At 72.0% G+C, this 22,476-nt stretch carries 23 protein-coding genes; 11 read left to right on the plus strand and 12 right to left on the minus strand.

Features of this window, described 5'->3' with window-relative positions; genetic code table 11:
• Positions 1–30 precede the first annotated feature (30 nt).
• The 3 genes from EFL26_RS17615 to EFL26_RS24330 all read left to right on the plus strand — a co-directional run bounded on the left by EFL26_RS17615 (position 31) and on the right by EFL26_RS24330 (position 2,253).
• Entirely contained in the window at positions 31–1,008 is a 978-nt protein-coding gene (locus EFL26_RS17615; protein WP_123224223.1) for a DUF2804 domain-containing protein, read from the plus strand.
• Between the two features lie 80 nt (positions 1,009–1,088).
• Positions 1,089–1,604: an RNA polymerase sigma factor gene (locus EFL26_RS17620; RefSeq protein ID WP_123224224.1), complete on the plus strand. Its 516-nt coding sequence runs from the start codon at positions 1,089–1,091 to the stop codon at positions 1,602–1,604.
• Complete coding sequence (locus tag EFL26_RS24330) at positions 1,597–2,253, plus strand: hypothetical protein (protein ID WP_183408243.1); 657 nt, start codon at positions 1,597–1,599, stop codon at positions 2,251–2,253. The genes EFL26_RS17620 and EFL26_RS24330 overlap by 8 nt, the downstream gene beginning before the upstream one ends.
• 55 nt (positions 2,254–2,308) lie before the next feature.
• On the opposite strand, the gene EFL26_RS17630 is transcribed toward EFL26_RS24330, so the two are convergent.
• Genes EFL26_RS17630 through EFL26_RS17645 form a run of 4 tightly spaced genes read right to left on the minus strand, consistent with a single transcriptional unit; the run spans position 2,309 to position 5,037 of the window.
• Positions 2,309–2,818, minus strand: a complete 510-nt coding sequence (locus EFL26_RS17630) for a YflT domain-containing protein (protein WP_123224225.1) — start codon at positions 2,816–2,818, stop codon at positions 2,309–2,311.
• Positions 2,819–2,864: 46 nt separating this feature from the next.
• Positions 2,865–3,290: a DUF4262 domain-containing protein gene (locus EFL26_RS17635; protein ID WP_123224226.1), complete on the minus strand. Its 426-nt coding sequence runs from the start codon at positions 3,288–3,290 to the stop codon at positions 2,865–2,867.
• A gap of 38 nt (positions 3,291–3,328) precedes the next feature.
• Positions 3,329–3,967: an FMN reductase gene (locus EFL26_RS17640; RefSeq protein ID WP_123224227.1), complete on the minus strand. Its 639-nt coding sequence runs from the start codon at positions 3,965–3,967 to the stop codon at positions 3,329–3,331.
• Positions 3,964–5,037 (minus strand): CE1758 family FMN-dependent luciferase-like monooxygenase, encoded by a 1,074-nt coding sequence (locus tag EFL26_RS17645; protein WP_123224228.1) that lies wholly within the window; start codon positions 5,035–5,037, stop codon positions 3,964–3,966. Before EFL26_RS17645 ends, EFL26_RS17640 begins: the two co-directional genes overlap by 4 nt.
• A gap of 115 nt (positions 5,038–5,152) precedes the next feature.
• On the opposite strand from EFL26_RS17645, the gene EFL26_RS17650 reads away from it, so the two are divergent.
• A complete protein-coding gene (locus EFL26_RS17650; protein ID WP_246000253.1) occupies positions 5,153–6,967 on the plus strand; it encodes a CocE/NonD family hydrolase in 1,815 nt (604 codons plus the stop codon).
• Here EFL26_RS17650 and EFL26_RS17655 read toward each other — a convergent pair.
• Positions 6,937–9,159, minus strand: a complete 2,223-nt coding sequence (locus tag EFL26_RS17655) for an MMPL family transporter (RefSeq protein ID WP_123224230.1) — start codon at positions 9,157–9,159, stop codon at positions 6,937–6,939. The genes EFL26_RS17650 and EFL26_RS17655 overlap by 31 nt on opposite strands.
• 98 nt (positions 9,160–9,257) lie before the next feature.
• On the opposite strand from EFL26_RS17655, the gene EFL26_RS17660 reads away from it, so the two are divergent.
• Together EFL26_RS17660 and EFL26_RS17665 are read left to right on the plus strand one after the other, a co-directional pair.
• The gene (locus EFL26_RS17660; protein ID WP_123224231.1) at positions 9,258–9,998 is read left to right on the plus strand and encodes a TetR/AcrR family transcriptional regulator; all 741 of its coding nucleotides are present in this window, start codon (positions 9,258–9,260) and stop codon (positions 9,996–9,998) included.
• On the plus strand, positions 9,998–10,540 hold the full coding sequence (locus EFL26_RS17665; RefSeq protein WP_123224232.1) for a YbhB/YbcL family Raf kinase inhibitor-like protein: 543 nt from the start codon (positions 9,998–10,000) through the stop codon (positions 10,538–10,540). Before EFL26_RS17660 ends, EFL26_RS17665 begins: the two co-directional genes overlap by 1 nt.
• On the opposite strand, the gene EFL26_RS17670 is transcribed toward EFL26_RS17665, so the two are convergent.
• Positions 10,541–10,933, minus strand: coding sequence for a VOC family protein (locus tag EFL26_RS17670; RefSeq protein WP_123224233.1), 393 nt, complete (start codon positions 10,931–10,933; stop codon positions 10,541–10,543).
• A gap of 120 nt (positions 10,934–11,053) precedes the next feature.
• Between EFL26_RS17670 and EFL26_RS17675 the strand changes: the two genes are divergently transcribed.
• The gene (locus EFL26_RS17675) at positions 11,054–11,989 is read left to right on the plus strand and encodes a hypothetical protein (protein WP_148046761.1); all 936 of its coding nucleotides are present in this window, start codon (positions 11,054–11,056) and stop codon (positions 11,987–11,989) included.
• Positions 11,990–12,021: 32 nt separating this feature from the next.
• Here the strand turns inward: EFL26_RS17675 and EFL26_RS17680 are convergent, their stop codons facing one another.
• The gene (locus tag EFL26_RS17680; RefSeq protein WP_123224235.1) at positions 12,022–13,674 is read right to left on the minus strand and encodes an FAD-binding dehydrogenase; all 1,653 of its coding nucleotides are present in this window, start codon (positions 13,672–13,674) and stop codon (positions 12,022–12,024) included.
• An 80-nt stretch (positions 13,675–13,754) separates the two neighbouring features.
• Here EFL26_RS17680 and EFL26_RS17685 point away from each other — a divergent pair, with 80 nt between their 5' ends.
• Genes EFL26_RS17685 through EFL26_RS17695 form a run of 3 tightly spaced genes read left to right on the plus strand, consistent with a single transcriptional unit; the run spans position 13,755 to position 16,350 of the window.
• Positions 13,755–14,306, plus strand: coding sequence for a QsdR family transcriptional regulator (locus tag EFL26_RS17685; protein WP_123224236.1), 552 nt, complete (start codon positions 13,755–13,757; stop codon positions 14,304–14,306).
• A 35-nt stretch (positions 14,307–14,341) separates the two neighbouring features.
• A complete protein-coding gene (locus EFL26_RS17690; protein ID WP_123224550.1) occupies positions 14,342–14,833 on the plus strand; it encodes a PH domain-containing protein in 492 nt (163 codons plus the stop codon).
• A complete protein-coding gene (locus EFL26_RS17695; RefSeq protein WP_123224237.1) occupies positions 14,830–16,350 on the plus strand; it encodes a PH domain-containing protein in 1,521 nt (506 codons plus the stop codon). The genes EFL26_RS17690 and EFL26_RS17695 overlap by 4 nt, the downstream gene beginning before the upstream one ends.
• 215 nt (positions 16,351–16,565) lie before the next feature.
• Here EFL26_RS17695 and EFL26_RS17700 read toward each other — a convergent pair whose 3' ends face one another.
• Positions 16,566–17,324, minus strand: a complete 759-nt coding sequence (locus EFL26_RS17700; RefSeq protein WP_123224238.1) for an SDR family oxidoreductase — start codon at positions 17,322–17,324, stop codon at positions 16,566–16,568.
• Between the two features lie 74 nt (positions 17,325–17,398).
• Between EFL26_RS17700 and EFL26_RS17705 the strand changes: the two genes are divergently transcribed.
• Complete coding sequence (locus EFL26_RS17705; RefSeq protein ID WP_123224239.1) at positions 17,399–18,583, plus strand: MFS transporter; 1,185 nt, start codon at positions 17,399–17,401, stop codon at positions 18,581–18,583.
• Here EFL26_RS17705 and EFL26_RS17710 read toward each other — a convergent pair.
• Genes EFL26_RS17710 through EFL26_RS17725 form a run of 4 tightly spaced genes read right to left on the minus strand, consistent with a single transcriptional unit; the run spans position 18,570 to position 22,409 of the window.
• On the minus strand, positions 18,570–19,229 hold the full coding sequence (locus tag EFL26_RS17710) for a histidine phosphatase family protein (RefSeq protein WP_123224240.1): 660 nt from the start codon (positions 19,227–19,229) through the stop codon (positions 18,570–18,572). The genes EFL26_RS17705 and EFL26_RS17710 overlap by 14 nt on opposite strands.
• A complete protein-coding gene (locus tag EFL26_RS17715) occupies positions 19,229–20,314 on the minus strand; it encodes a phosphotransferase family protein (RefSeq protein ID WP_123224241.1) in 1,086 nt (361 codons plus the stop codon). Before EFL26_RS17715 ends, EFL26_RS17710 begins: the two co-directional genes overlap by 1 nt.
• Positions 20,314–21,165: an SDR family NAD(P)-dependent oxidoreductase gene (locus EFL26_RS17720; RefSeq protein ID WP_183408244.1), complete on the minus strand. Its 852-nt coding sequence runs from the start codon at positions 21,163–21,165 to the stop codon at positions 20,314–20,316. Before EFL26_RS17720 ends, EFL26_RS17715 begins: the two co-directional genes overlap by 1 nt.
• Positions 21,162–22,409, minus strand: coding sequence for an acyl-CoA dehydrogenase family protein (locus EFL26_RS17725; protein WP_123224242.1), 1,248 nt, complete (start codon positions 22,407–22,409; stop codon positions 21,162–21,164). Before EFL26_RS17725 ends, EFL26_RS17720 begins: the two co-directional genes overlap by 4 nt.
• Positions 22,410–22,476 lie beyond the last annotated feature (67 nt).

Consider the following 22,476-nt stretch of genomic DNA (forward strand, 5'->3'; position numbering starts at 1 on the left):
GACCGCGCGTCCCGGTGGGAGGCTGGCGGCGTGCTGCCCGAGATCACCGGCCCCGTCGACCTCTGCGACGCCCGCGGCCGGCTGAACCGCGCCGCCGTCGGCTGGACCCGTACGCCGTTGCACCGGCCGAACCTCCGGGGCTGGGGCCGGACGAAGCGCTGGGAGTACTGGGGGCTGGTCACCGGCAGCCACGTGGTCGGCCTGACCGTCTCCTCGCTCGACTACGCCGGGGTCGAGGCGGTCTACGTGCTCGACCGGGCGACCGGCGTGGAGACCGTGCACGAGGCGACCGTCCCGCTCGCCCGCGGCGTCGAGCTTGCGCCACGGTCCGGGGTCGGCTCCACACACGTCTCCGCCGGCGGTCTGCGGATCGAGCTGGACGAGGTCGACGGCGGCACCCGGCTCCGCGCATCCGCGCCAGGCGTCGAGCTGGACGCGCTGGCCGCGCGACCGGTCGGTCACGAGTCGCTCGGGGTCGTGGTGCCGTGGTCCGACCGGCTGTTCCAGTACACCGTCAAGGACGTCGCCCGGCCGCTGACCGGATCGCTCACGGTGGCGGGCACGGCGTACGACGCGAGCGGCTGGGCGGTCCTCGACCACGGCCGCGGCCGCTGGCCCTACTCCCTCACCTGGAACTGGGCGGCCGGGTCCGGTTCGGTCGACGGGGAGGTCCGCGGCCTCCAGCTCGGCGGGAAGTGGACCGAGGACACCGGCTCCACCGAGAACGCCCTGCTGCTCGGGACTCGGCTGCACAAGCTGCACGACGAGGTGCGGTGGGACTACGACCGCACCGACTGGCTGCGCCCCTGGCGGATCCACGGCGACCGGCTCGACGTGACCTTCACGCCGTTCCACGAACGTGTCGCGCGGACAAACCTGCTGGTCGTCGCCTCGGAGACCCACCAGTGCTTCGGGCAGTTCACCGGCTGGGGGATCGACGACGCCGGCGAGCGGGTCTCCCTCGACGGCCTGGTCGGCTGGGCAGAGGAGGCCCGCAACCGCTGGTGAGGCTCCCGGCGCACGGGCTCGGCGACACACGGCCGCGACTCGACTAAACCGACGACCACTGGCCGCGCGTACACGGGAGTATGGAGGCGACCCTGATCGGAGGACGGGTGGCGGTCACGGACGACTCGGCGCACGACTTCGCCGCCTGGGTCGAGCCGCACCTGCCCGCGATGACGAGGTTCGCCGCACGCCTCGTGTCGGCCGCCGATCGCGACGACCTGGTGCAGGACGCCCTGCTGCGCGCGTGGCGGCGCTGGGCGACGTACCAGGCGGAGCGCGGAGCGCCGCTGCCCTGGCTCCTCGCGATCGTCGCCGACCAGGGCCGGCGAGGCCGGAGGCGGTCGCGGCCCCCCGCCGTGTCGGTGCACGATCCCCGACAGCATACGCGCCTGACGCCTGCCGACCTCGACCTCGAGCGAGCGATCGCCACGCTCAGTGCGCGGCAGCGGACCGCGGTCGACCTCTATTACTTCGTGGACCTCGACGTCGCCACGATCGCCGCGGTCATGGGCTGTGCCCCGGGCACGGTCAAGGCGACGCTGAGCCAGGCGCGGGCGCGCCTGCACCAGCTGCTCGGAGAAGGCGACCATGTCTGACGCGGACCCGATGGACCAGCGCCTGCGCGAGTACGCCGCCCGCTGGCGCGACGCAGAGCCCCCGTCGCCCGCACCCGACGCTGCCGGCCTCGGGCCCGGCCGACGCGGCGCACGGACGTGGTGGCTGGCAGCCGCCACCGCTGCTGCGGTCGCCGCCGTGATCCTGGGCGGCACCCGGATCGTCGGCGACGAGGGCAGCAGGAAGCCCTCGGAGCCGGCCGGCGCCGCGAGGCCCACCGGGACGGCGGCGCCGGGCACCGACGAGCCGACGGCCTCGGGATCACCGACCGAAGGCAGCCAGGACTCCACCGGGAAGGCCGACCCGAGGGCCGTCCGGTGGGCGGTGAACCAGATCCAGACGTTCCTGGACGTGTGGCGCCGCGAGGGCATGCTCGCCGCGGCCCGGCGTTACTTCGACGCGGCCTCACAGCCGCGCTCCGCGGCAGGTCTGCAGCGACTGTCGTACGGGAAGGTTCTCTCGGCCCACGTCTCCTCGTGGGAATCGTCCGAGCACTTCACGCTCGAGGTCTCGCTGGACCTGCACTTCGTCGGTGGCCCGATGGCCTGGAACGACGGCGAGAACGACCGCTTCATCACGGTGACGAGGCACGGCAGCAGCGTCCAGCTCGACTTTGCGACGAGCCCGTGACGAGTCGAGTGCTCAGCTGGTCGCCGCGGCAGCCACCTCGGCACTCGACCCGGGCTCAGGCGAACGGGTTCGGCAGCGCGCCGGGCAGCTGGCGCAGCAGCTCCTGCGCGGCGGCCAGGTGCTTGTGCTCGACGAGCACCTCGTAGCGGGTGGCGACCACGGCGCTGACGGAGGAGAAGTCGCGCCGGCCGCGCGTGGCGATGAATCCGGCGAGCGCCCAGGCCGCACCGAAGGCGGCACCGAGCAGGGCGGTCGACAGGATCATCCCGAGCACCTGGGAGTCCTTGCCGAAGAAGGAGAAGATCAGGCCGACGAAGAGACCGAGCCACACGCCGGAGAGCGCACCGAGCGCCGCGACCCGACCGTGGGTGAGCCGGCCGGTGATCCGCTCGACCTGCTTGAGCTCGGTGCCCACGATCATGCAGTTCTGCACCGGGAACTCGTGGTCGGAGAGGAAGTCGACCGCCTTCTGGGCGTCCTCGTACTTGTCGTAGATCGCCAGGGACTGGGGGAACTCCAGGGCGAGCGCCGACATCGAACGGGGCTGCTGCTGCGGGGTGGTCATGACCTCATTCTGCCCGGGCGACCCTCGCGGGCGGCCGGTCGGCCGGTCAGCGCGTGCCGAGCAGTGGCTGCGACCCCGGCGGGTTCGCGTAGTCCTCGTCCCAGGGCAGGCTTCCGCGCGAGTCGGTCCACACGATCTGCACGGCCCGGACGTCGCCGTACAGCTCGGCCACTGCGGTGAGGCCCGAGGTGTCCGACACCGCGATCACGGGGAAGGTCATGCCGTCGGCCAGGGCGGTGGTCTCCTCGCCGGGAGCGAAGTGCCCGTGCTCGCGGACGACCACCTGCCCGGCCAGGTTGAGGAACGCGTGCGCCACCTGGTGCGGCAGCCCCGTCATCACGACCTCCGGGTGGAGGTGGGCCGTGAGCCCGACGGTGTAGCTGAAGCACTGCGCGGGGTCGGCCGACACGACGTGCCGCACGGCCCAGCCGTGCTCGGCGATCAGCTGCCGCAGCTCGTCGAGGGGATCCATCCCGGCAGTGTAGGAAGCCGGGGGGCCACTCCGGGCACTCAGCCCTTGAGGAGCTCCTCGAAGTCGCCCATCGCGGCCAGGTCCCGGTCGAACTGGTCCGGTCGCGCACCACGCGGCCGCTCGGCGACCAGGGCGGCGAGCTCACCGGCGGCGCGGGTGACCCGGCGCGCCAGACCGGACGCGGGCGCGGACTGTGAGGTACCGGCAGCGCCGCCCCAGTCCTCGCTGGCGGCGAACACACCGGTCGGCACGACCACCGCGTGCAGGTGGCTGAACAGCGGCCGCAGCGCGTGCTCGAGCACCAGGCTGTGGCGCGCGGTGCCGGCGGTGGCGGCGACCAGCACCGGAGTGCCGTCCAGGGCGCCCGGCTCGAGGACATCGAAGAACGTCTTGAACAGTCCGCTGTACGACGCGCTGAACACCGGCGTCACCGCGATCACCGCGTCCGCCCGCGCCAGCGTCTCCTCGGCGGCGGCGAGGTCGCCGGTCGCGAAACCGGTGAGCAGCTGGTCGGTCAGGGCGTGCGCCAACGGACGCAGCTCGACGACCTCGAGGGTGGCGTCGACCCCGCGCTGCCCGAGCGCCTCGACCGCGGCCTTGCCGAGCTGGTCGGCGAGCAGGCGGGTGGACGACGGGTCGCTCAGACCTGCGGTGACGACGGCGATCGTGGCGGTCATGCGGTGCTCCGTTCGGTGGTTCCGGCAGCCGAGGTGGTCTCGGCAGGCTCAACCAATTCGGCGGCGTCGTGCTTCCGCAGCTCCTCGACCACCTCGCCGAGCAGGTCGAGCTGGCGCAGCACCGCGTCCAGGGGCAGGCCGGCGTGGTCGACGAGGAAAAGCTGCCGGGCGTAGCTGCCGGCGTACGCGCGGAAGCCGAGCGTGCGCTCCACCGCCTGCTGCGGGGAGCCGACGGTCAGCGGTGTCTGCGCCATGAAGTCCTCGAGCGACGGCCCGTGCCCGTAGACGGGCGCGTTGTCGAAGTACGGGCGGAACTCCCGGACGGCGTCCTGGCTGGTGCGTGCCAGGTAGACCTGCCCGCCCAGGCCGACGATCGCGTCCTCGGCCTTCCCGTGGCCGTAGTGCTCGAACCGGGCCCGGTAGAGCGCGATCATCCGCGCGGTGTGCTCGGCCGGCCAGAAGATGTGGTTGGAGAAGAACCCGTCGCCGTAGTACGCCGCCTGCTCGGCGATCTCGGGGCTGCGGATCGAGCCGTGCCACACGAAGGGCGGCGTGCCGTCCAGCGGTCGCGGCGTCGAGGTGAAGCCCTGCAGCGGGGTGCGGAACTTGCCCTGCCAGTCGACGTCCTCCTCGCGCCAGAGCCGGTGCAGCAGCGCGTAGTTCTCGATCGCCAGCGGGATGCCCTCGCGGATGTCCTTGCCGAACCACGGGTAGACCGGGCCGGTGTTGCCGCGTCCGAGCATGAGGTCCATCCGGCCGTCGGCCAGGTGCTGCAGGTAGGCGTAGTCCTGCGCGATCCGGACCGGGTCGTTGGTGGTGATGAGGGTGGTGGAGGTGGAGAGCTTGATCCGCTCGGTCTTCGCCGCGAGGTGGGCCAGCAGCACCGGCGGGTTGGCCGGGGCGGCGAACGGCGGGTTGTGGTGCTCGCCGGTCGCGAACACGTCCAGGCCGATCTCCTCGGCCTTCAGCGCGATCCGGACGGTCGCCTTGATCCGCTCGTGCTCGCTGGGCGTGCGCCCGGTCGTCGGGTCGGTCGTGACGTCACCGACGGTGAAGATGCCGTACTCCATGGACTTCTCCCTTGTTGGTTGACAGTTCAACCACTCTGGTGCGCAGATCATTCCTCTGGTTACCGGCTCGTAACCTGCGCTCTCGCCGACTCGTTGACCGGCCATGCGACGACCTGTGACCGCCCTCACCCTGCTGGCCGCGTCCGCCCTGTCCGTGGGCGGCCTCGCGCTGGCGACCGCGCCCGCCGGCACCGCCGACACTCTGCCCTACACCGTGCAGACCCTGCACTTCGCGGTGACCGCCGGCGCGGAGGGGCCGTGCGACATCGTGGGCGACCTGTACACCCCGACGGCCGCGACCAGCGCGAGCCGCGTGCCTGCGATCCTCACCACGAACGGGTTCGGCGGCTCGAAGGACGACCAGGCCGGGCTCGGCCGCTACTTCGCGTCCCACGGCTACGTGGTCCTCTCCTACTCGGGCCTGGGCTTCGGCGGCTCCGGCTGCAAGATCACCCTCGATGACCCCGACCTCGACGGGGCGGCGGCGAGCGACCTCGTCGGCTACCTCGGTGGCGACGCCGGGGTGGCCTACCTCGACGCCGGGCACACGCAGTCCGCGCCCGCGCTCGACGTCGTGCAGCTCGACGCGCGCGACCACGCCGGCGTACGCCGCTCGGACGACCCGCGCGTGGGCATGATCGGCGGCTCGTACGGCGGCCAGATCCAGTTCGCGACCGCCGCGGTCGACGCCCGCCTCGACACGATCGTGCCGATGATCACCTGGAACGACCTCAGCTACTCGCTGGGACCGAACAACACCGACCAGCTGCCCAGCCAGACCTCCGGCGTCAGCTCCCGCACCTCCGGCGCGGCGAAGCTGTTCTGGGCGGCCGGCTTCTCCGGCGAGGGTGTCGCCGACGGGATGCAGGGCGCGCAGGGCGACCCGAACCGGCTCTACGGGTGCCCCAACTTCGCCGACTGGGTCTGCCCCGGCCTGGCGTTCGCCGGCAGCGCGGGCTACGTCGACGACTCCACCGTCGCCCACCTGCGCCACGCGTCGGTGGCGACGTACCTCCCGCAGGTGCGGATCCCGACGCTGCTCGCCCAGGGCGAGTTCGACACGCTCTTCAACCTCAACGAGGCGGTGGCGACGTACCGGGCGCTGAAGGCCCAGGGCACGCCGGTGAAGATGATCTGGCACTCGTGGGGCCACTCGCACGGCACGCCTGCCCCGGGCGAGCTCAGCCTCACCGACCCGGATCCGTCGACGCAGTACGAGACCGCGCGCGTGGTCGCGTGGTTCGACCGCTACCTCAAGGGCGCCGACGTCAGCACCGGGGCCGAGTTCGCCTACTTCCGCGACTGGGTGCCCTACACGGGCAACGCCGCGCCGGCGTACGCCGAGGCGAAGGCGTTCCCGGTCGGCACCGACCGGACCTGGTACCTGGGCAGCAGCGACCTCGCCACCTCGCCGCCGCTGGCGGCCGGCAGCCAGTCGTTCGTGACGCCGGCAGCCGGTGCACCGACGTCGATCAACCCGCTCGACGCGGTCGGCGGCTTCCTGCCGGCGCCGCTGCCCGAGCAGGACGCCCCGGGCAGCTTCGCGGCCTGGAACACGGCCACGCTGGCCCAGCCGGTCAACGTCGTCGGGTCACCGCGCCTGAACCTGAAGGTGGACGCCCCGGTGGCGTCCGTCGGCCAGGCGGGCGGTCCGGCCGGCATGCTGGTGCTCTTCGTGCGGCTCCAGGACGTGGCGCCCGACGGCACCGTCACCGACATCCGCCAGCTCACCGCCCCGGTGCGGATCCCCGACGTGACCCGCCCGTTCACGGTGCGGATGCCGGCGATCGCGCACCAGTTCGCGGCCGGTCACCAGATCCGGCTCGTGGTGGCAGGCGGCTCGGTGAACTACCGCGGCGGCCAGGTGGCCAACGCGGTGACGATCACCGGTGGTGGCGGTCAGACGCTCACCCTGCCGACCGTCGGCTGAGCGTCGGCGGCCGCCGGCGCGGGTGCCGGCGGCAGGTCGACCTCGCGGATGCCGTAGTGCTCCCAGAAGCGGCGCAGCGGTGCCGGTGCCCACCAGTTCCAGGTGCCGAGCAGCTTCATCGTCGCCGGGACGAGCAGCGCCCGGACGATGGTCGCGTCGACGATCAGGGCGACCAGCATGCCGACGCCGATCATCTTCATGAAGACGATGCCGCTGGTGGAGAAGGCGCCGATCACGACGGCCAGCAGCAGCGCGGCGGACGTGATGATCCGGCCGGTCTTCTGCAGGCCGACGGCGACGGCGTCCGTGTTGCGCTCGGCGGCAGTCGCCGCCGGGTGGTCGGGACGGTCCCACTGCTCGCGGACGCGGCTCAGCAGGAAGACCTCGTAGTCCATCGACAGGCCGACCAGGATCGCCAGCATGAAGATCGGCTGGGTGGCGTCGAGGAAGCCGGTCGAGGAGTAGCCGAGCAGGCCCTGGAGGTGGCCGTCGGCGAAGATCCAGGTGATCACGCCGAACGACGCACTGATCGACAGCACGTTCATCAGCACCGCCTTCAGCGGCAGCACCAGCGAGCCGAACGCCCCGAAGAGCAGGACGAGCATCACCGCGACGATGATCCCGGCCATCCACGGCAGGTGCGTCTTGATCGAGCCGAGCAGGTCGACGGTGTCGGCACTCAGGCCCCCGACGAGCACGTGCTCGCCGCGAGGTCCGGGCACGTCGCGGATCCGCTGGACGACCGCGCGCGAGGCCTCGGTCTGGCTGTTGCCCGCCCACGCGGCGCGCAGCAGGGTCACGCCGTCCTTGGTCTCGACGGGTCGCACGTCGAGGATGCCGGGCAGGGCCTTGACCTTCGCGACGTACGCCGCGACGGCCTGCTGGTCGCCGGTCTCGAGCAGGACGTTCGCCGTGGACCGCTCCTCGCCGAACTCCTGGTTGAGCTTCACCGACGCGACGTGGGCCGGCTGGTCCGGCGGCAGCACCCGGTAGTCGACCGAGCCCCACTTGACCCCGAGGAAGGGAGAGGCGAGCAGCAGCAGGCCGGCCACGATCACGACCATCACCACGACCGGGCGCCGCATCACGCCGTGGGCGAGCCGCGCCCAGGCCCCGTGCTCGTCGTCGACACCCACGGGACGTCCACCGGGGCGGCGCCACGGCAGCCGCCCGGCGTCGATCCGGCGGCCGAGCAGGAGCAGCACGGCAGGCAGGACGGTCAGCGCCGTGACGACGCCGATGAGGACGGCCGCGATGCCGCCGTACCCGAGGCTGCGCAGGAAGTTCTGCGGGAAGACCAGCAGCGCGGACATCGCCGCGGCGACGGTGAGGCCCGAGAAGAGCACCGTGCGTCCTGCGGTCTGGAGCGTGACCGCGATCGCCGCGCGAGGAGCGGCGGGATCGTCCGCCGGGAGCTTGGCCAGCTCCTCGCGGTAGCGGCTGATCATGAACAGCGCGTAGTCGATCGCGAGCCCCATGCCGAGCAGCGAGATCACGTTGATCGAGAAGACCGAGACCTCCGTGACCGTGGTGATCAGCCGGACGACCGCGAGTCCGCCGATCACCGACAGCGCGCCGACCATCACCGGCATCGAGGCGGCGACGAGGCTCCCGAAGATCAGCAGCGACAGGATCAGCACGATCGGCATGGAGTAGGCCTCGGCGCGGGCCAGGTCGGCGCTCACCGTCTCGTTCACGCCCTTGTAGACCGCCCACCGACCGGCGATGTCGGTCTGGAGCGAGGTCTTCCTCAACGCCGGCACGAGCCGGTCGTTGTTGTCGCTCTCCTGGGCCTGGGTGTCACCGGCCAGGGAGATCACCACCTGCACGGCGTGCTGGTCGGTGCTGACCATCGCCGGGTCACCTGAGTCCCAGGCGGTGATCACCGAGGTGGTGGTGCCCTTCGGGATGCCCGCCAGGGTCTGGCGCACCTCGCGCTCGAACGCCGGGTCCTGCGCGGTGAGCGTCCGGCTGCGGTAGATCGCGACCACGTCGACGTTCTTGTTGCCGAAGACCGCCTGCTCGCGAGCGAGCTCCTTGGAGGCGTCGGTGTGCGGGTCGTCGAAACCGCCCTGGCCGAGCGAGCCGAAGACGCCGAAGCCGTACGCCGCGGCGGCGATCGTGGCGACGACGCCGAGGGCGAGGACGAGACGTGCCCGGTGGACGAGGATGGTGCTCCAGCGCTTCAGCATGACGACTCCTGGGGTTCGTTTACAGCGTTTACTGTAAACGGTGTAAACTATGATTCGTCAAGCCCCTTTTCCAGAATCGGCTCGAGGCCGGAGGATCGATGACCGTCACCACCCAGCGCGACCTGAAGCGTGCCGACACGCTGCAGCGGATCGTCCAGAGCGCCCGGCGGCTGGTGACCGAGCACGGCGAGATGAGCCTGCGCTCGGTGGCGCGCGAGCTGGGCATGACCGCCCCCGCGCTCTACCGCTACGCGGCCAGCCACGAGGAGCTCGTCCGCATGGTCGCGATGGCCATCGACGCCGACATGAGCGCCCGGCTCGTCGCCGCCGCCGACCGGCAACCTGCCGACGACCCGGCCGCGCGCCTGATCGCCGCCACCGTGGAGTTCCGGCGGTGGGCGCTGGAGAACCGCGAGGAGTTCAGCCTGGTCTTCACCAACGTCGACGTGGAGTGCCTCGACGAGGTCCAGCCCGCCGCGTCGTGCGGGACGACCTTCGCAGCACTGATCCTGGAGGTGTGGGACAAGTACCGCTTCCCGATCCCCGACCTGGACGACCTCGATCCCCACCTCGCCCAGATCCTGCGCAGCCCGGACGGACCCGCGGCGGCCAAGGGTCTGCCCGACGACATGCGCGGGCTCTTCTGGCTGCTCCAGCGCGGCTGGGTGACCCTCTACGGCACTGTCGCCCTCGAGGTCTACCGCCACGTCGACGCCCGGCTCGTCGACCAGGCGGTCCTCTTCCGGGCCATGATCGAGGACCAGGTCCAGCCGCTCGGGCTGACCGACGACCTGCCCCGGCTGCGGCCGCTCCTGGACTCGCTCCTCGCCGAGTCGTGATGCGGGGGCCGCTCGTCGCGTGCGCCGCCGTCGCGGCGCTGGCGGGGTGCGGTGGCCAGGCCGAGCAGGCGGCGCCCTCCGATCCTGCGGCGTCTCGCACGATCACCGTCTCCAGCCCGGCGTTCGCCGACGGAGCCGCGATCCCGGCGACGTACACCTGCCGCGGTGCCGGCACGGCGCCGGAGGTGCGCTGGTCCGGCGCCCCGAAGGACGCCGGCTCGCTGGCCGTGGTGGTCGACGACCCGGACGCCCCCGACGGCGACTACGTGCACTGGATCGTGGTCGACATCCCGGTCGACGTCGGCGTCCTCGACGGACCGCAGCTGCCGGGTGCCGCGAAGCAGCTGCCGGCCTCAGGTGGGCCCGGCTGGACCGCTCCGTGCCCGCCGTCCGGGAAGCACCACTACCGGTTCACGGTCTACGCGTTGCCGTCGAACCAGACCGTGCCGGCCTCGGGTGCCTCGCCCACTGACCTCGTGTCCCTGATCGCCCGCAAGGCCACCGCGTGGGGCCGGCTCACCGGCACGGTCAGCGCCGGCTGATCAGTCGGGTCGCTCCTGACGGGACTGCCAGAGCCCCATCAGGTTGCCCTCGACGTCCTTGAAGTACGCCGCCCAGCCCATCTCGCCGACGTCCTGGCGGCCGAGCACGGTCATGCCGCCCAGCGACTCGATCTTCGCCAGCGCGGCGTCGATGTCATCGACGTCGATCGTGATCACCGGGCGATCGGTCGGGGACTCGCGCTTGAGCATCCCGCCGCCGATGTAGCCGACCTCGGCCGGGAACCCCTCGTCGGTGATCGGCCCGGTCTGCACCAAGGAGTAGTGCATCTCGGGGATCTCGTTGATCACCCAGCCGAAGGCGTCGCGGTAGAACTGGCGGGCCCGGTCCCCGTCGTCGAAGGGGATCTCGAAGTGCACGACACGTCCGCTCATGGGCGCCAGCGTAGCGGCGGCAGTGCGTCGCAGACCGACGGGCACAACCCGCCTCCCGGCGCCGCCGCCCGGCGTGAGCTGGGCTTGTGCCCGTTCTCCTGCCCGGTTGTGGAGGGCCGGATGCGAACGGAACCCCACCCGGCCAGCATCGGAGCCATGCACCCGGTCGATGCCCTCCACCGCCTCGGCGGCGTCGCCACGTACGGCGCGCTGGCAGCGCTCACCGGGCGGCGAGGGCTCGAGGCGGGCATGCAGGCCGGCGACGTGGTCAAGGACGCGCGCGGACGCTACGCCCTACCCGCGGCCGACCAGGCGAAGCGTGCCGCCCACGCACTGAGCGGCGTCGTGTCCCACCTCAGCGCAGCGCTGCACTGGGGCTGGGAGGTGAAGACGATCCCCACCCGGCCGCACGTCACGATCCCGCGCAACCGCAACCTCCGGGCAGCCGCGCGAGAGGTCGCCCACCCCCACTGGGCCCGGCTGGATGCCCACGAGGTGATCGACGGAGTGACCACCCGGGACCGGACCTTGGTCGACTGCCTGCGCACCCTGCCCTTCGACGAGGCCCTGGCCGTGGCCGACTCGGCGATGCGCCATGGCGACGCGACGGCTGCCCACCTCGGACTGCTGGCGGCGGGGCTCGCCGGTCCCGGCGCCGAGCGCGGCCGGAAGGTCGCCCGGTGCGCCGACGGCGCAGCGGCGAACCCCTTCGAGTCCGTACTGCGGGCGATCTCCCTCGACGTTCCCGGTCTGGCCTTCCGGCCACAGCTGCGAATCACGGCACCCGGGTTCTTCGCCCGCCCTGATCTGGTGGACCCCGATCTGCGGGCTGTCGCCGAGGCCGATTCGAACACCTGGCACAACGGCAGCCGGGCCCAGCTGCGCCGCGACTGCCGGCGATACACCGGTCTCGTGGTCCGCGGGTGGTGGGTGACGCGTTTCGCGTGGGAGGACGTGATGTTCGAGCCCGACTACGTCGGCAGAGAGCTGGGATTGCTCGTCACCCGTGCGCGAGAACGGGCGCAACCCGCCTCCCGGCGCCGCCGCCCGGCGTGAGCTGGGTTGTGCCCGTTCTCCTGCCGGCCCCCTCAGCCGATCGCGGCCGCAGCCGCCCGACCGGCCACGCGTCCCGAGAAGAGGCAGCCGCCGAGGAAGGTGCCTTCGAGCGCGTTGTAACCGTGCACGCCGCCCCCGCCGAAGCCGGCGACCTCGCCCGCGGCGTACACGCCCGGCAGCGGCTCGCCGTCCGGCTGCAGCACGCGGGCGTCGAGGTCGGTGTGCAGCCCGCCGAGGGTCTTGCGGGTGAGGATGTTCAGCCGCACCGCGATCAGCGGGCCGTTCTTCTGGTCCAGGAACTTGTGCGGCGACGCGGTCCGGATCAGCTTGTCGCCGCGGTAGTTGCGGTGGCCGCGGATGAACGTGATCTGCGCATCCTTCGAGAAGCTGTTGTCGAGCTGGCGGTCGCGCTCGGTGATCACCGTGCGCAGCGAGTCGGCGTCGATCAGGGACGAGCCGGCAACCCGGTTCATGCCCTGGGCCAGCTCCTCGACCGAGTCGGCGACCACGAAGTCCTCGCCGTGCTGCTTGAACGCCTCGACGGGTCCGGGCGCACCGGGTCGCACCCGGGAGAGCAGCAGCTTGATGTCCTTGCCGGTGAGGTCGGGGTTCTGCTCGGAGCCGGAGAGGGCGAACTCCTTCTCGATCACCTTCTGGGTCAGCACGAACCACGAGTAGTCGTAGCCGGTGCGCAGGATCGCCCCGAGGGTGCCGAGGGTGTCGAAGCCCGGGAGGTACGGCGCGGGGAACCGCTCGCCGGTGGCCGAGAGCCACAGCGACGAGGGTCCGGGCAGGATCCGGATGCCATGGTTGTCCCAGATCGGGTCCCAGTTGCGCAGCCCCTCGGTGTAGTGCCACATCCGGTCGGGGTTGATGATCTCGCCGCCGGCGGCCTCGGTGATGAACTGCATCCGGCCGTCCACGTGCGCGGGCACGCCGGCCACCATGAACTTCGGGGGCCGGCCGAGCCGCTCGACCGGCCACTGCTTGCGGACCTGGTCGTGGTTGCCGCCGATCCCGCCGGAGGTGACGATCACGGCCTGGGCGGCGTACTCGAAGTCGGCGACCTCGTCTCGGTTCGACGCCTTCCCGCGCTCCATGTCGTCGGGCGCCAGCACCGCGCCTCGTACGCCGGTCACGACCCCCGCCGTCTTCACGAGGTCGTCGACACGGTGCCGGAAGCCGAAGGTGACCAGCCCGCGGGCGGCCGCCTCACGCACTCGGCGCTCGAACGGCGCCACGACTCCCGGGCCGGTGCCCCAGGTGAGGTGGAACCGCGGCACGGAGTTCCCGTGCCCGCCCGCGCGGCCGTCGCCGCGCTCGGCCCAGCCCACCACGGGGAACAGCCGGAGGCCCTGGTCGTGCAGCCACTGCCGCTTCTCGCCCGCGGCGAACCCGACGTACGCCTCGGCCCACTTGCGCGGCCAGTGGTCGCAGTCGCGGTCGAACTGGGCGCTGCCCATCCAGTCCTGCAGCGCGAGGTCGTAGGAGTCCTTGATGCCCATCCGCCGCTGCTCCGGGGAGTCGACCAGGAACAGACCTCCGAGCGACCAGAACGCCTGACCGCCGAGGCTCTGCTCGGGCTCCTGGTCCAGCAGCAGCACGTGCTTGCCCGCGTCGGCAAGCTCCGCGGTGGCCACGAGCCCGGCCAGGCCGGCTCCCACGACGATGACGTCAGCATCCATGGGTCGAGAGTGACATATTCTTAATGTGTCCTACAAGTGACACATCCTGTGGGTGTCCTCACAAGGGCTAGAGTGGCCGCATGGCCCGCCGACCCACGCCCGCGGACGCGTACGACGCCGCGACGCGCACCTACCTCGCGGGCCGCCGCCTCGACATGCGTGAGCTCGCCGCCGAGATCGAGGTGTCCCGCAACACCCTCTACCGGTGGACCGGCGGCCGGGAGCAGCTCCTCCAGGACGTGATCTGGTCGCTCAGCGACGCGACGATCGACCGGATCTGGGCGGAGACCAGCCGCCGCCGCGGCACCAGTCGCCTCGTCGAGGCGCTGCGCCGCTACCTCGTGACGATCGTCGAGTCCCGCGCGCTGCAGGAGTTCCTGCGCAACGAGACCTACGTGGCCCTGCGCCTGCTCACCTCGCACGGCTCCTTCCAGGACCGCCTCGTCGCGAAGGTGCGGCAGCTCGTCGACGAGGAGGCGGCGCGGGGCGCTTTCACGCCGCGCGCGGACACCGAGCTGCTGGCCTACGCGGCGGTGCGGACGATGGAGGGCTTCGTCTACAACGACACCGTGGTGCGCAGCGAGCCCGAGGTGGACCAGGCGGTGAAGGTCATCCGGCTGCTGCTGGAGTGACCCGCCCCGACCGGCACTCTCCTAGGGTGGGCACCATGTCGCAGTCGGTCACCTTGCGCGAGCCAGCCGGCCGCGTCTCGCCCCGGGCGCCCGTCGTCTGGGCGGTCGCCGCCCTCGTGCGCGGGATCGTGCTCGCCGCCGGGCTCGTCGTCGCCAGCGTCGTGCTCGAGCTGTTCTCGATGCCCTGGTGGGGCTGGGTCGTGTACGCCGTGGTGGCTCTCGGCTACGCCGCCCTGATGCCGGCGTACCGCTACCGCGTCCACCGGTGGGAGAGCACCGACACCGCGGTCTACACCCAGCGCGGATGGCTCAGTCGCGAGCGCCGGATCGCGCCGATGTCGCGGGTGCAGACGGTCGACCTCGAGCAGGGCGTGGTGAGCCGGCTGCTCGGCCTGGCCCACGTCACCGTCACGACCGCCTCCGCCGCCGGGCCGCTGCGGATCGACGGCCTCGACCGCGACGTCGCCGAGCGGCTGGTCGACGAGCTGACCCGGCGTACGGAAGCGGAGCCGGGAGACGCCACGTGACCGAGCGCACCGACCAGCTGACCGAGCTCGCTCGCGACGCGGACTGGCGCCACCTCGACCTGCGGATGCTGCTCGTGCACCCGGTCAACGAGCTGGTCCGCTTCCTGCCGCTGGTGATCGGCGTCTTCTTTCTCGGCCGGAGCAGCGAGGGCGACCCGTGGCACTACCTCGGCGTCGCGGTGCCGGTGCTGCTGGGGCTCTGGCGCTTCGCGAGCACGCGGTTCCGGATCACCGGCAGCCAGATCGAGCTGCGGCGCGGCCTGCTGAGCCGGAGCGTGCTCACCGCTCCGCTCGACCGGGTGCGCACCGTCGAGCTGACCGCCTCCCCGATCCACCGGCTCCTCGGGCTGGCCAAGGTCGAGATCGGCACCGGCAGCGGGGCGCGCAACGGCGACAACCGCCTGGTGCTCGACTCCCTCGGCACCGCGGAGGGGCGCCGGTTGCGCGCCGACCTGCTGCACCGGGCACCCGCGGTGCCCGACGCGGTCGCGGGCAACGCGGCCCGCGTACCGGACGGGCCCGCACCGGCCGAGACCGTGATCATGCGGCTCGACCCGTCCTGGGTGCGGTTCGCGCCGCTGACCACCTCGGGCCTGGTGATCGCGCTCGCGGCCCTCGGCGGGTCGAGCCAGGTGCTCGGCAACGTGATCGACCGGGCGGCGAACGCCTCGTCCGTCGGGGGTCGGGTGCGGGCCCTGCCGCTGCTGGTCACGATCCCGGCCGGCGTGGTGACCTTCCTGCTGGTGATCTCCACCCTGGCGATCGGCGGCTACCTCCTCGCCAACTGGGGCTTCACGCTCTCGCGCGACCCCTCCGGGCGGTCCTTCCACGTCCGCCGCGGGCTGCTCACCACGCGTGAGACCAGCATCGACGTCGACCGCCTCCGCGGTCTGGAGATCCACGAGCCGCTCGGGCTCCGCCTGGTCGGCGGCGGACGGCTCACCGCGGTCGTCTCCGGCCTGGGCCGGCGCGCCGAGGGCAGTACCTCGTTGGTGCCTCCAGCGCCGCGCACCGTCGTGATCGCCGTCGGCGAGCACACCCTCGGGGAGGCCGGACCGCTCTCGGTGCCGCTCGTCCCGCACGGTCCCGCGGCCCGCCGGCGGCGCTACCTCCGAGCGGTCGTGCCCTCCGGGCTCGTGCCCCTCGTCCTCGGCGTCCTCTGGCTGCTCGCCGGGTGGCCGCTGTGGCCGGCACTCGTGGCCCTGGTGCTGCCGGTGGCCGGCACGTGGCTGGCCGCCGACCGGTACGCCGGCCTCGGCCACGCCCTCACCGAGCGGTACCTCGTCGTGCGGTCAGGCTCGTTCCAGGGCCGTCGCGACGCGCTGCAGCGCACCGGGATCATCGGCTGGAACATCCGGCAGACGTTCTTCCAGCGCCGCGCCGGCCTGGTCACGCTCTGCGCGACCACCGCCGCGGGCAAGCAGGTCTACCACGTCCTCGACGCGCCCGAGGGCATGGCGATCGCCCTCGCCGACGCCGCCGTACCGGGGCTGGTGGACCAGTTCCTGGCTGGTTGAGGTGCGCGCCTCGAGACCTCGTCCGGGCCTGTGCCGTCGGCTCACCAGGTTTCGAGGCGGTTGCTGCGCAACCGCACCTCAACCACCAGCGCCCTCGGTCTGAGCCGAGACTGCGTCAAAGTCACCAGGTTTCGAGGCGGTTGGTGCGCCACCGCACCTCAACCAGCTGTCCGGTGGTTGAGGTGCGAGCCTGCGAGCCTCGAAACCTCCGGAGCTCAGATCAGCTTCTTGAGCAGCGGGATCGGGGCGTGACGCATCACGACGGAGAGCGGGGCCCACGGGAGGGCCGGGACGTGCGCGGAGGCCTTCTCCTTCTCGATCGCGTCGACCATGGCGCGCACGCCCTTCTCCGTGGACGCCATCAGCGGGGTCGACTGCTCGACCTTCTCGTTCATCTCCGAGCGGATGTAGCCGGGGTAGAGCACGGTGACCTTGATCGGCTTGCCGTGGAGCTCGGTGCGCAGGCCCTCGGCGAGGTGGGCCACACCGGCCTTGGTGGCGGCGTACGTCGTCAGCGTCTTGGGCATCCCGCGCATCGCCGACATCGAGCTGATCATCACCAGGTGGCCGGCGTTCTGCTCGCGGAAGATCTCCATCGCCGCCTCGGCCTGGGCCAGCGCCGCGACGAAGTTCGTCATCGCGGTCTGCCGGTTGGCGTCGTACCGACCGGTGCCCAGGGGCGCGCCCTTGCCCAGGCCGGCGTTGATGATCACCCGGTCGATCCGGCCGAAGTCGGCCTTGAACGCGCGGAACACCTCGAAGACCTGGCCGTCGTCGGTCACGTCGAGGTCCTTGATCTCGACCCGGGCGTGGGGGTGGTCCCGGTGGATCTCCTCGCGCAGCTGCTCCAGCCGCTCGGTACGCCGCGCGCACAGCGCGAGGTCGTGACCCAGGGCCGCGAACTGCCGCGCCATCTCGGCGCCGAGCCCGCTGCTGGCACCGGTGATCAGGATCGTCTTCCGCTCAGTCGCCATGCAACGGAGTCTTCCACGGCGGCCCGGCCGATACTCACGCGCGCCGGCCCGCGACGGCATGATCGACTGGACCCATGAGCCGGCTCGTCGATGCACGCAACGCGGTCGGACTGTCGTTCTTCCTCAACGGCGCCACGTTCGCCACCTGGGTGTCACGGCTGCCGGAGATCCGCCACCGGCTCGACCTCACCAACGGCGAGCTCGGCGTGGTGCTGCTGGCCGGCTCGATCGGGTCGATCCTGGCCCTGACCTGCGCGGGCGCGATCATCGCCCGCGTGGGCGCGGCCACGGCGGTCCGCGCGGGGGTCGCGGTCGACACGATCGGCATGGCCGGCATCGCCGTCGGGGCCGTCCTGCTCGACAGCGCTCCCGCCGTCGCGGTCTCGCTGTTCGTGTGGGGCGTCGGCATGGGCCTGTGGGACGTGTCCATGAACGTCGAGGGCGCGGGAGTCGAGCACCGGTTGGAGCGCAACATGATGCCGCGGTTCCACGCGCTGTTCAGTCTCGGCAGCGTGGTGGGCGCCGGCCTCGGCTCGCTGATGACCCGCATCGAAGTGCCGATGATCGCGGTGCTGCCGGTGGCCGCGGTGCTGATCTTCGTGAGCGTGCAGGCCACCACGGGGGCCTTCCTGCCGCGCGAGGTCGAGGAGCTCGAGCACGCTCCGCGCGGCATGGTCCTGGCCGCATGGCGCGAGCCGCGCACCCTGCTGATCGGGCTGATGGTGCTGGCACTGGCGCTGACCGAGGGCTCGGCCAACGACTGGCTGGCGATCGCGCTGGTCGACGGCCACGGCGTCGCGGCCTGGATGGGCGTCGCCGGCTTCGCGGTCTTCGTGAGCGCGATGACCACCGGCCGGTTCCTCGGCGCCTCGCTGCTCGACCGGTTCGGCCGCACCGCGACCCTCTGGGGCACGATGGGGCTCGCCGCCGTCGGCGTCCTCCTCGTCGTGTACGGCGCCAACGCAGCGCTGATCGTCACCGGCATCGTGCTGTGGGGAGTCGGGGCGTCCCTCGGGTTCCCGGTCGGCATGAGCGCGGCCGCCGACGACCCGGTGCGCGCGCCGGCGCGGGTGAGCGTGGTCTCGACGATCGGCTACACGGCGTTCCTCACCGGACCGCCGGTGCTCGGCTTCATCGGCGACCGGGTCGGCGCCCTGCACGCGCTGCTCCTGATCAGCATCCTGCTCGTCCCGGCCGCGCTGCTGGTGCCGGCCGCCCGCAAGCCCGAAGGCGCGCGCACGACGGTCAGCGGTAGGTGAGCAGCTCGGGGTCGCGGCCCTCGAGGTGGGTGTGCTCGTTGAAGGACACGAGGGTCACGCCCCGCCGACCCGTCACGAGCTTGGTCACCCCGCTGTTCACGCACACCACGTTGAGCCGGCTCCACAGCGCGGCGCCACCGCCGAGCAGGGCTGCGGTCGTCCACGAGATCGGACCACCTGAGGTGACCACGAGCGTGGTGCCTCCCGCCCCGCCGACGGTGTTTCGCAGTGCCTCCTCCACGCGGCCGGTGAACGCGGCGAACGGCTCGTGGTAGTCCTCGGCGTGCTCGCCGCGGATCCAGCGGTCGGTCGCCTGCTCCATCCAGGCCTGGAACTCCGCGGCGGACGGCTTCTCGCCGGCGAACGAGACCGGCACCTGCGCCAGCATCGACACGTGGTCGTACTCGTCCCAGCCGCGGTCGAGCTCGACGTCCACCCCGCCGAAGCCGCCGCCGGCCACGAGGCCCTCGACGGTCTCGCGGTGCCGCCGCATGCCGCCGCTGACCACCACGTCGGGCCGGATGCCGCGCGCCGACAGGGCGGCGCCGAGGAGGCGCGCCTGCTCGTGCCCGCGGTCGGAGAGCACGTCGTAGTCCGCGCCGTCCCACGAGGCCTGGCCGTGCCGGACCAGCAGCACCTGCCCCATCAGGCCGACTCGATGATCGAGCGGCAGCGCTGCTCGAGGTACTGCACCGCCGGGCCGAAGATCGCGTAGGACTCGTTGGTGGTCTGCTGGTGGAAGTAGCGGTAGTAGATCTGCTGGGCGATCACCGCGAGCCGGAACAGGCCGAACACCTCGTAGAACCGCCACTGCTCGGGGGTGATGCTGAACCCCATCTCCGTGCAGTAGTAGTCGACCACCTCGGCGCGCGTGAGCATGCCCGGCAGCGTCGTCGGCTGCCGGCGGAACTGCAGGAAGAACTCGTCGTCGTCGGCCTGCACCCAGTAGGACAGCGTGCCGCCGAGGTCCATCAGCGGGTCGCCGACGGTCGCCATCTCCCAGTCCAGGACACCGACCGGACGGGTCGGGTCGTCACGGTCCAGCACCAGGTTGTCGAACCGGAAGTCGTTGTGGATCAGGCAGTTCCCGACGTCGTCGGGCTGGTGCTCGGCCAGCCAGGCCATCACCGCCTCGCCGTCGGGCGCGTCGTCGGTGACGGCGTTGCGGAAGCGGGTCGACCAGCCCTCGACCTGACGGCGGACGTAGCCGGCGCCCTTGTTCATCGACGCCAGCGGGGTCGCGTCGACGTCGACGCGGTGCAGGTCGATCAGCACGTCGAGGGCGTTGGTACAGAGCTCGCGCGTCTGCGCCTCGCTCAGCCGCACCTCCGGCGGCAGGTCGCGCCGGGGGATGACCCCGTCGATGCGCTGCATCACGTAGAACTGCGAGCCGATCACCGACTCGTCCTCGCACAGCGCCACCATCGTCGGCACCAGCGGGAACACGCCGGCGAGACCCGCCTGGATGCGGTACTCCCGGGCCATGTCGTGGGCGCCCTTGGCCTTCTGGCCGGCCGGCGGCCGGCGCAGGATCAGGTCGTCGGTCTCGGTGCGCATCGAGTAGGTGAGGTTCGAGGCGCCGCCGCCGAACTGGCGGACGACCACGTCGCCGGTGAGCGGGTGGCCGTGGGCCGCGAGCCAGTCGCGGACCGCCTCGACGTCGAAGGCGTCCTCCTCGCGCACCTCGTGCGCGCCGGCGACGCCGCCGCTGGTAGAGCCTGCCGAAACCATCACCGCGCTCCCATCGCGTTGAGGCGGGCGGCCTGCTTGCGCATCAGGTCGTCGTACGCCGCCCGGTCGGTCACCTTGAGCTCGTACGCCGCGCGCGCGGCCTCGTCCGGCAGGATCAGCTCCTCGCCGCGATCCAGCGCCTCGAGCACCGCCGCGGCGATCTCGTCCGGTCCGAGCGGAGCGTGCGCCACCAGCGCTCCGATCACCTCGCCGACGGCGGTGTCAGTGCCCTGCATCGCGTCGACCAGGCCGGTGCGGAAGTAGGAGGGACAGACCACCGCCGCACGGATGCCGTACTCGGCCAGCTCGTGACCGAGCGTCTCGGTGAAGGCGACCACCGCGGCCTTCACCGCGTTGTAGGAGCCCATCCCGGCCGGGTGCACCAGCCCGGCCAGCGACGCGGTGTTCACGATCAGCCCGGAGCGCTGTCGCTTCATCATCGGCACGAACGCCTTCGTGCCCCGGACCACGCCGAACAGGTTGATCCCGGTGATCCACTCCCACTCCTCGATGCCGGCCACGTCGACCCGCCCACCGCCGGCGACACCGGCGTTGTTGAAGAGCACGTCGAGACCGCCCCACTCCCGGTCGACCCAGGCGACGGCGTCCGACCAGTCCTGGTCGGAGCGGACGTCGAGGGTCAGGTAGCCGACACCGTCGATCGGCTCCGCGGGGAGGTTCACGTCGGCGCTGACGACCTGGTCCCCACGGGCGACGAGTGCCCGGCACAGGGCGGCGCCCAGGCCGGAGGACCCGCCCGTGACCAGAGCGCGGGAGGGCCCCGACGGGCGCGAGCCCCGGACGCCTTCCGCGACGACGGGCGCGTTGGCCTCGTCGACCCGGTCGGTCACCGGTGCTTGCCGATCTCGATCCGCGCGACCAGTCCGCGGTGCACCTCGTCGGGACCGTCGGCCAGCCGCAGCGCGCGGGCGTTGGTCCACATCGCCGCGAGCGGGAAGTCGTCGGTCATGCCGCCACCGCCGTGCATCTGCATGGCCATGTCGATCACCTGCTGGGCGACGTTCGGCACGATCACCTTGATCTGGCTGACCTCGGACAGGGCGTTGAGGGCGCCGCCCTGGTCGAGCTTCCACGCGGCGTTCTGCACGAGCAGCCGGGCCTGGTCGATCGCGATGCGCGCGTCGGCGATCCGCTCCGAGTTGCCGCCGAGCTTGACCAGCGGCCGCCCGAACGCGGTGCGCTCGAGGCCGCGCTTGATCGCCAGCTCGAGGGCGACCTCGGCCTGCCCGATCAGCCGCATGCAGTGGTGCACCCGCCCCGGACCGAGCCGGCCCTGGGCGATCTCGAACGCCCGGCCCTCGCCCAGGAGGATGTTGCTCGTCGGCACGCGTACGTCGGTGAAGGCGATCTCGCCGTGGCCGACCGGCTCGTCGTACACGTGCATCGTGGGCAGCTGGCGCTCGATCCGTACCCCGGGGGTGTCGACCGGGACCAGCACCATCGTGTGCCGGTGGTGCCGGTCCGCGTCGGGGTCCGAGAGCCCCATGAAGACCAGGATCTTGCAGTCCGGGTGACCGCTCCCCGAGGTGAACCACTTGCGTCCGTTGATCACCACCTCGTCGCCGTCGACCACGGCGGTGGCCGCCATGTTGGTGGCGTCGGAGGAGGCCACCCCCGGCTCGGTCATCGCGAAGCCGGAGCGGATCCGCCCGTCGAGCAGGGGGACCAGCCACTCCTGCTGCTGCTCGGGGGTGCCGTACTTCAGCAGCACCTCCATGTTGCCGGTGTCGGGCGCGTTGCAGTTGAAGACGTACGGCGCCAGGAAGGTGGCGCGTCCCATCTGCTCGGCCAGCGGGGCGTAGTCGCTGTTGGTCAGGCCGGCGCCCCCGTGCGTGCCGAACTGCTCGGCCCAGGGCTGGTCGTGCCCGGCGGGCAGGAAGAGGTTCCACAGCCCCTGGGCGCGGGCCTTCGCCCGCAGGTCGGCCATGATCGGCGACTCGGCCCAGGTGCCGCTGAGCCGGGCCTCCTCGACGTCGCGCCGGTAGTCGGCCTGCACCGGCTCGATCTCCTCGCGGACGAACCGGCCGACCAGATCGGTGAGCTCGGCAGCGCGGGGCGACGGTGAGAAGTCCATGGGCCGACACTACCGAGCACGCACCCCCTGGGAGCGGGTGAGAAGGGTCACGGTCCGGCCCCTCGGT

The sequence above is a fragment of the Nocardioides pocheonensis genome (genome assembly GCF_003725535.1).
GTDB classification, from domain to species: domain Bacteria; phylum Actinomycetota; class Actinomycetes; order Propionibacteriales; family Nocardioidaceae; genus Marmoricola; species Marmoricola pocheonensis.

Bases quoted from the DNA above. Each gene is read 5' to 3' on its own strand.
- EFL26_RS17620 (WP_123224224.1), top strand. From the start codon at position 1,089: ATGGAGGCGACCCTGATCGGAGGACGGGTGGCGGTCACGGACGACTCG.
- EFL26_RS24330 (WP_183408243.1), top strand. From the start codon at position 1,597: ATGTCTGACGCGGACCCGATGGACCAGCGCCTGCGCGAGTACGCCGCC.
- EFL26_RS17630 (WP_123224225.1), bottom strand. From the start codon at position 2,818: ATGACCACCCCGCAGCAGCAGCCCCGTTCGATGTCGGCGCTCGCCCTG.
- EFL26_RS17635 (WP_123224226.1), bottom strand. From the start codon at position 3,290: ATGGATCCCCTCGACGAGCTGCGGCAGCTGATCGCCGAGCACGGCTGG.
- EFL26_RS17640 (WP_123224227.1), bottom strand. From the start codon at position 3,967: ATGACCGCCACGATCGCCGTCGTCACCGCAGGTCTGAGCGACCCGTCG.
- EFL26_RS17645 (WP_123224228.1), bottom strand. From the start codon at position 5,037: ATGGAGTACGGCATCTTCACCGTCGGTGACGTCACGACCGACCCGACG.
- EFL26_RS17655 (WP_123224230.1), bottom strand. From the start codon at position 9,159: ATGCTGAAGCGCTGGAGCACCATCCTCGTCCACCGGGCACGTCTCGTC.
- EFL26_RS17660 (WP_123224231.1), top strand. From the start codon at position 9,258: ATGACCGTCACCACCCAGCGCGACCTGAAGCGTGCCGACACGCTGCAG.
- EFL26_RS17665 (WP_123224232.1), top strand. From the start codon at position 9,998: ATGCGGGGGCCGCTCGTCGCGTGCGCCGCCGTCGCGGCGCTGGCGGGG.
- EFL26_RS17670 (WP_123224233.1), bottom strand. From the start codon at position 10,933: ATGAGCGGACGTGTCGTGCACTTCGAGATCCCCTTCGACGACGGGGAC.
- EFL26_RS17675 (WP_148046761.1), top strand. From the start codon at position 11,054: ATGCGAACGGAACCCCACCCGGCCAGCATCGGAGCCATGCACCCGGTC.
- EFL26_RS17680 (WP_123224235.1), bottom strand. From the start codon at position 13,674: ATGGATGCTGACGTCATCGTCGTGGGAGCCGGCCTGGCCGGGCTCGTG.
- EFL26_RS17685 (WP_123224236.1), top strand. From the start codon at position 13,755: ATGGCCCGCCGACCCACGCCCGCGGACGCGTACGACGCCGCGACGCGC.
- EFL26_RS17690 (WP_123224550.1), top strand. From the start codon at position 14,342: ATGTCGCAGTCGGTCACCTTGCGCGAGCCAGCCGGCCGCGTCTCGCCC.
- EFL26_RS17700 (WP_123224238.1), bottom strand. From the start codon at position 17,324: ATGGCGACTGAGCGGAAGACGATCCTGATCACCGGTGCCAGCAGCGGG.
- EFL26_RS17705 (WP_123224239.1), top strand. From the start codon at position 17,399: ATGAGCCGGCTCGTCGATGCACGCAACGCGGTCGGACTGTCGTTCTTC.
- EFL26_RS17710 (WP_123224240.1), bottom strand. From the start codon at position 19,229: ATGGGGCAGGTGCTGCTGGTCCGGCACGGCCAGGCCTCGTGGGACGGC.
- EFL26_RS17715 (WP_123224241.1), bottom strand. From the start codon at position 20,314: ATGGTTTCGGCAGGCTCTACCAGCGGCGGCGTCGCCGGCGCGCACGAG.
- EFL26_RS17725 (WP_123224242.1), bottom strand. From the start codon at position 22,409: ATGGACTTCTCACCGTCGCCCCGCGCTGCCGAGCTCACCGATCTGGTC.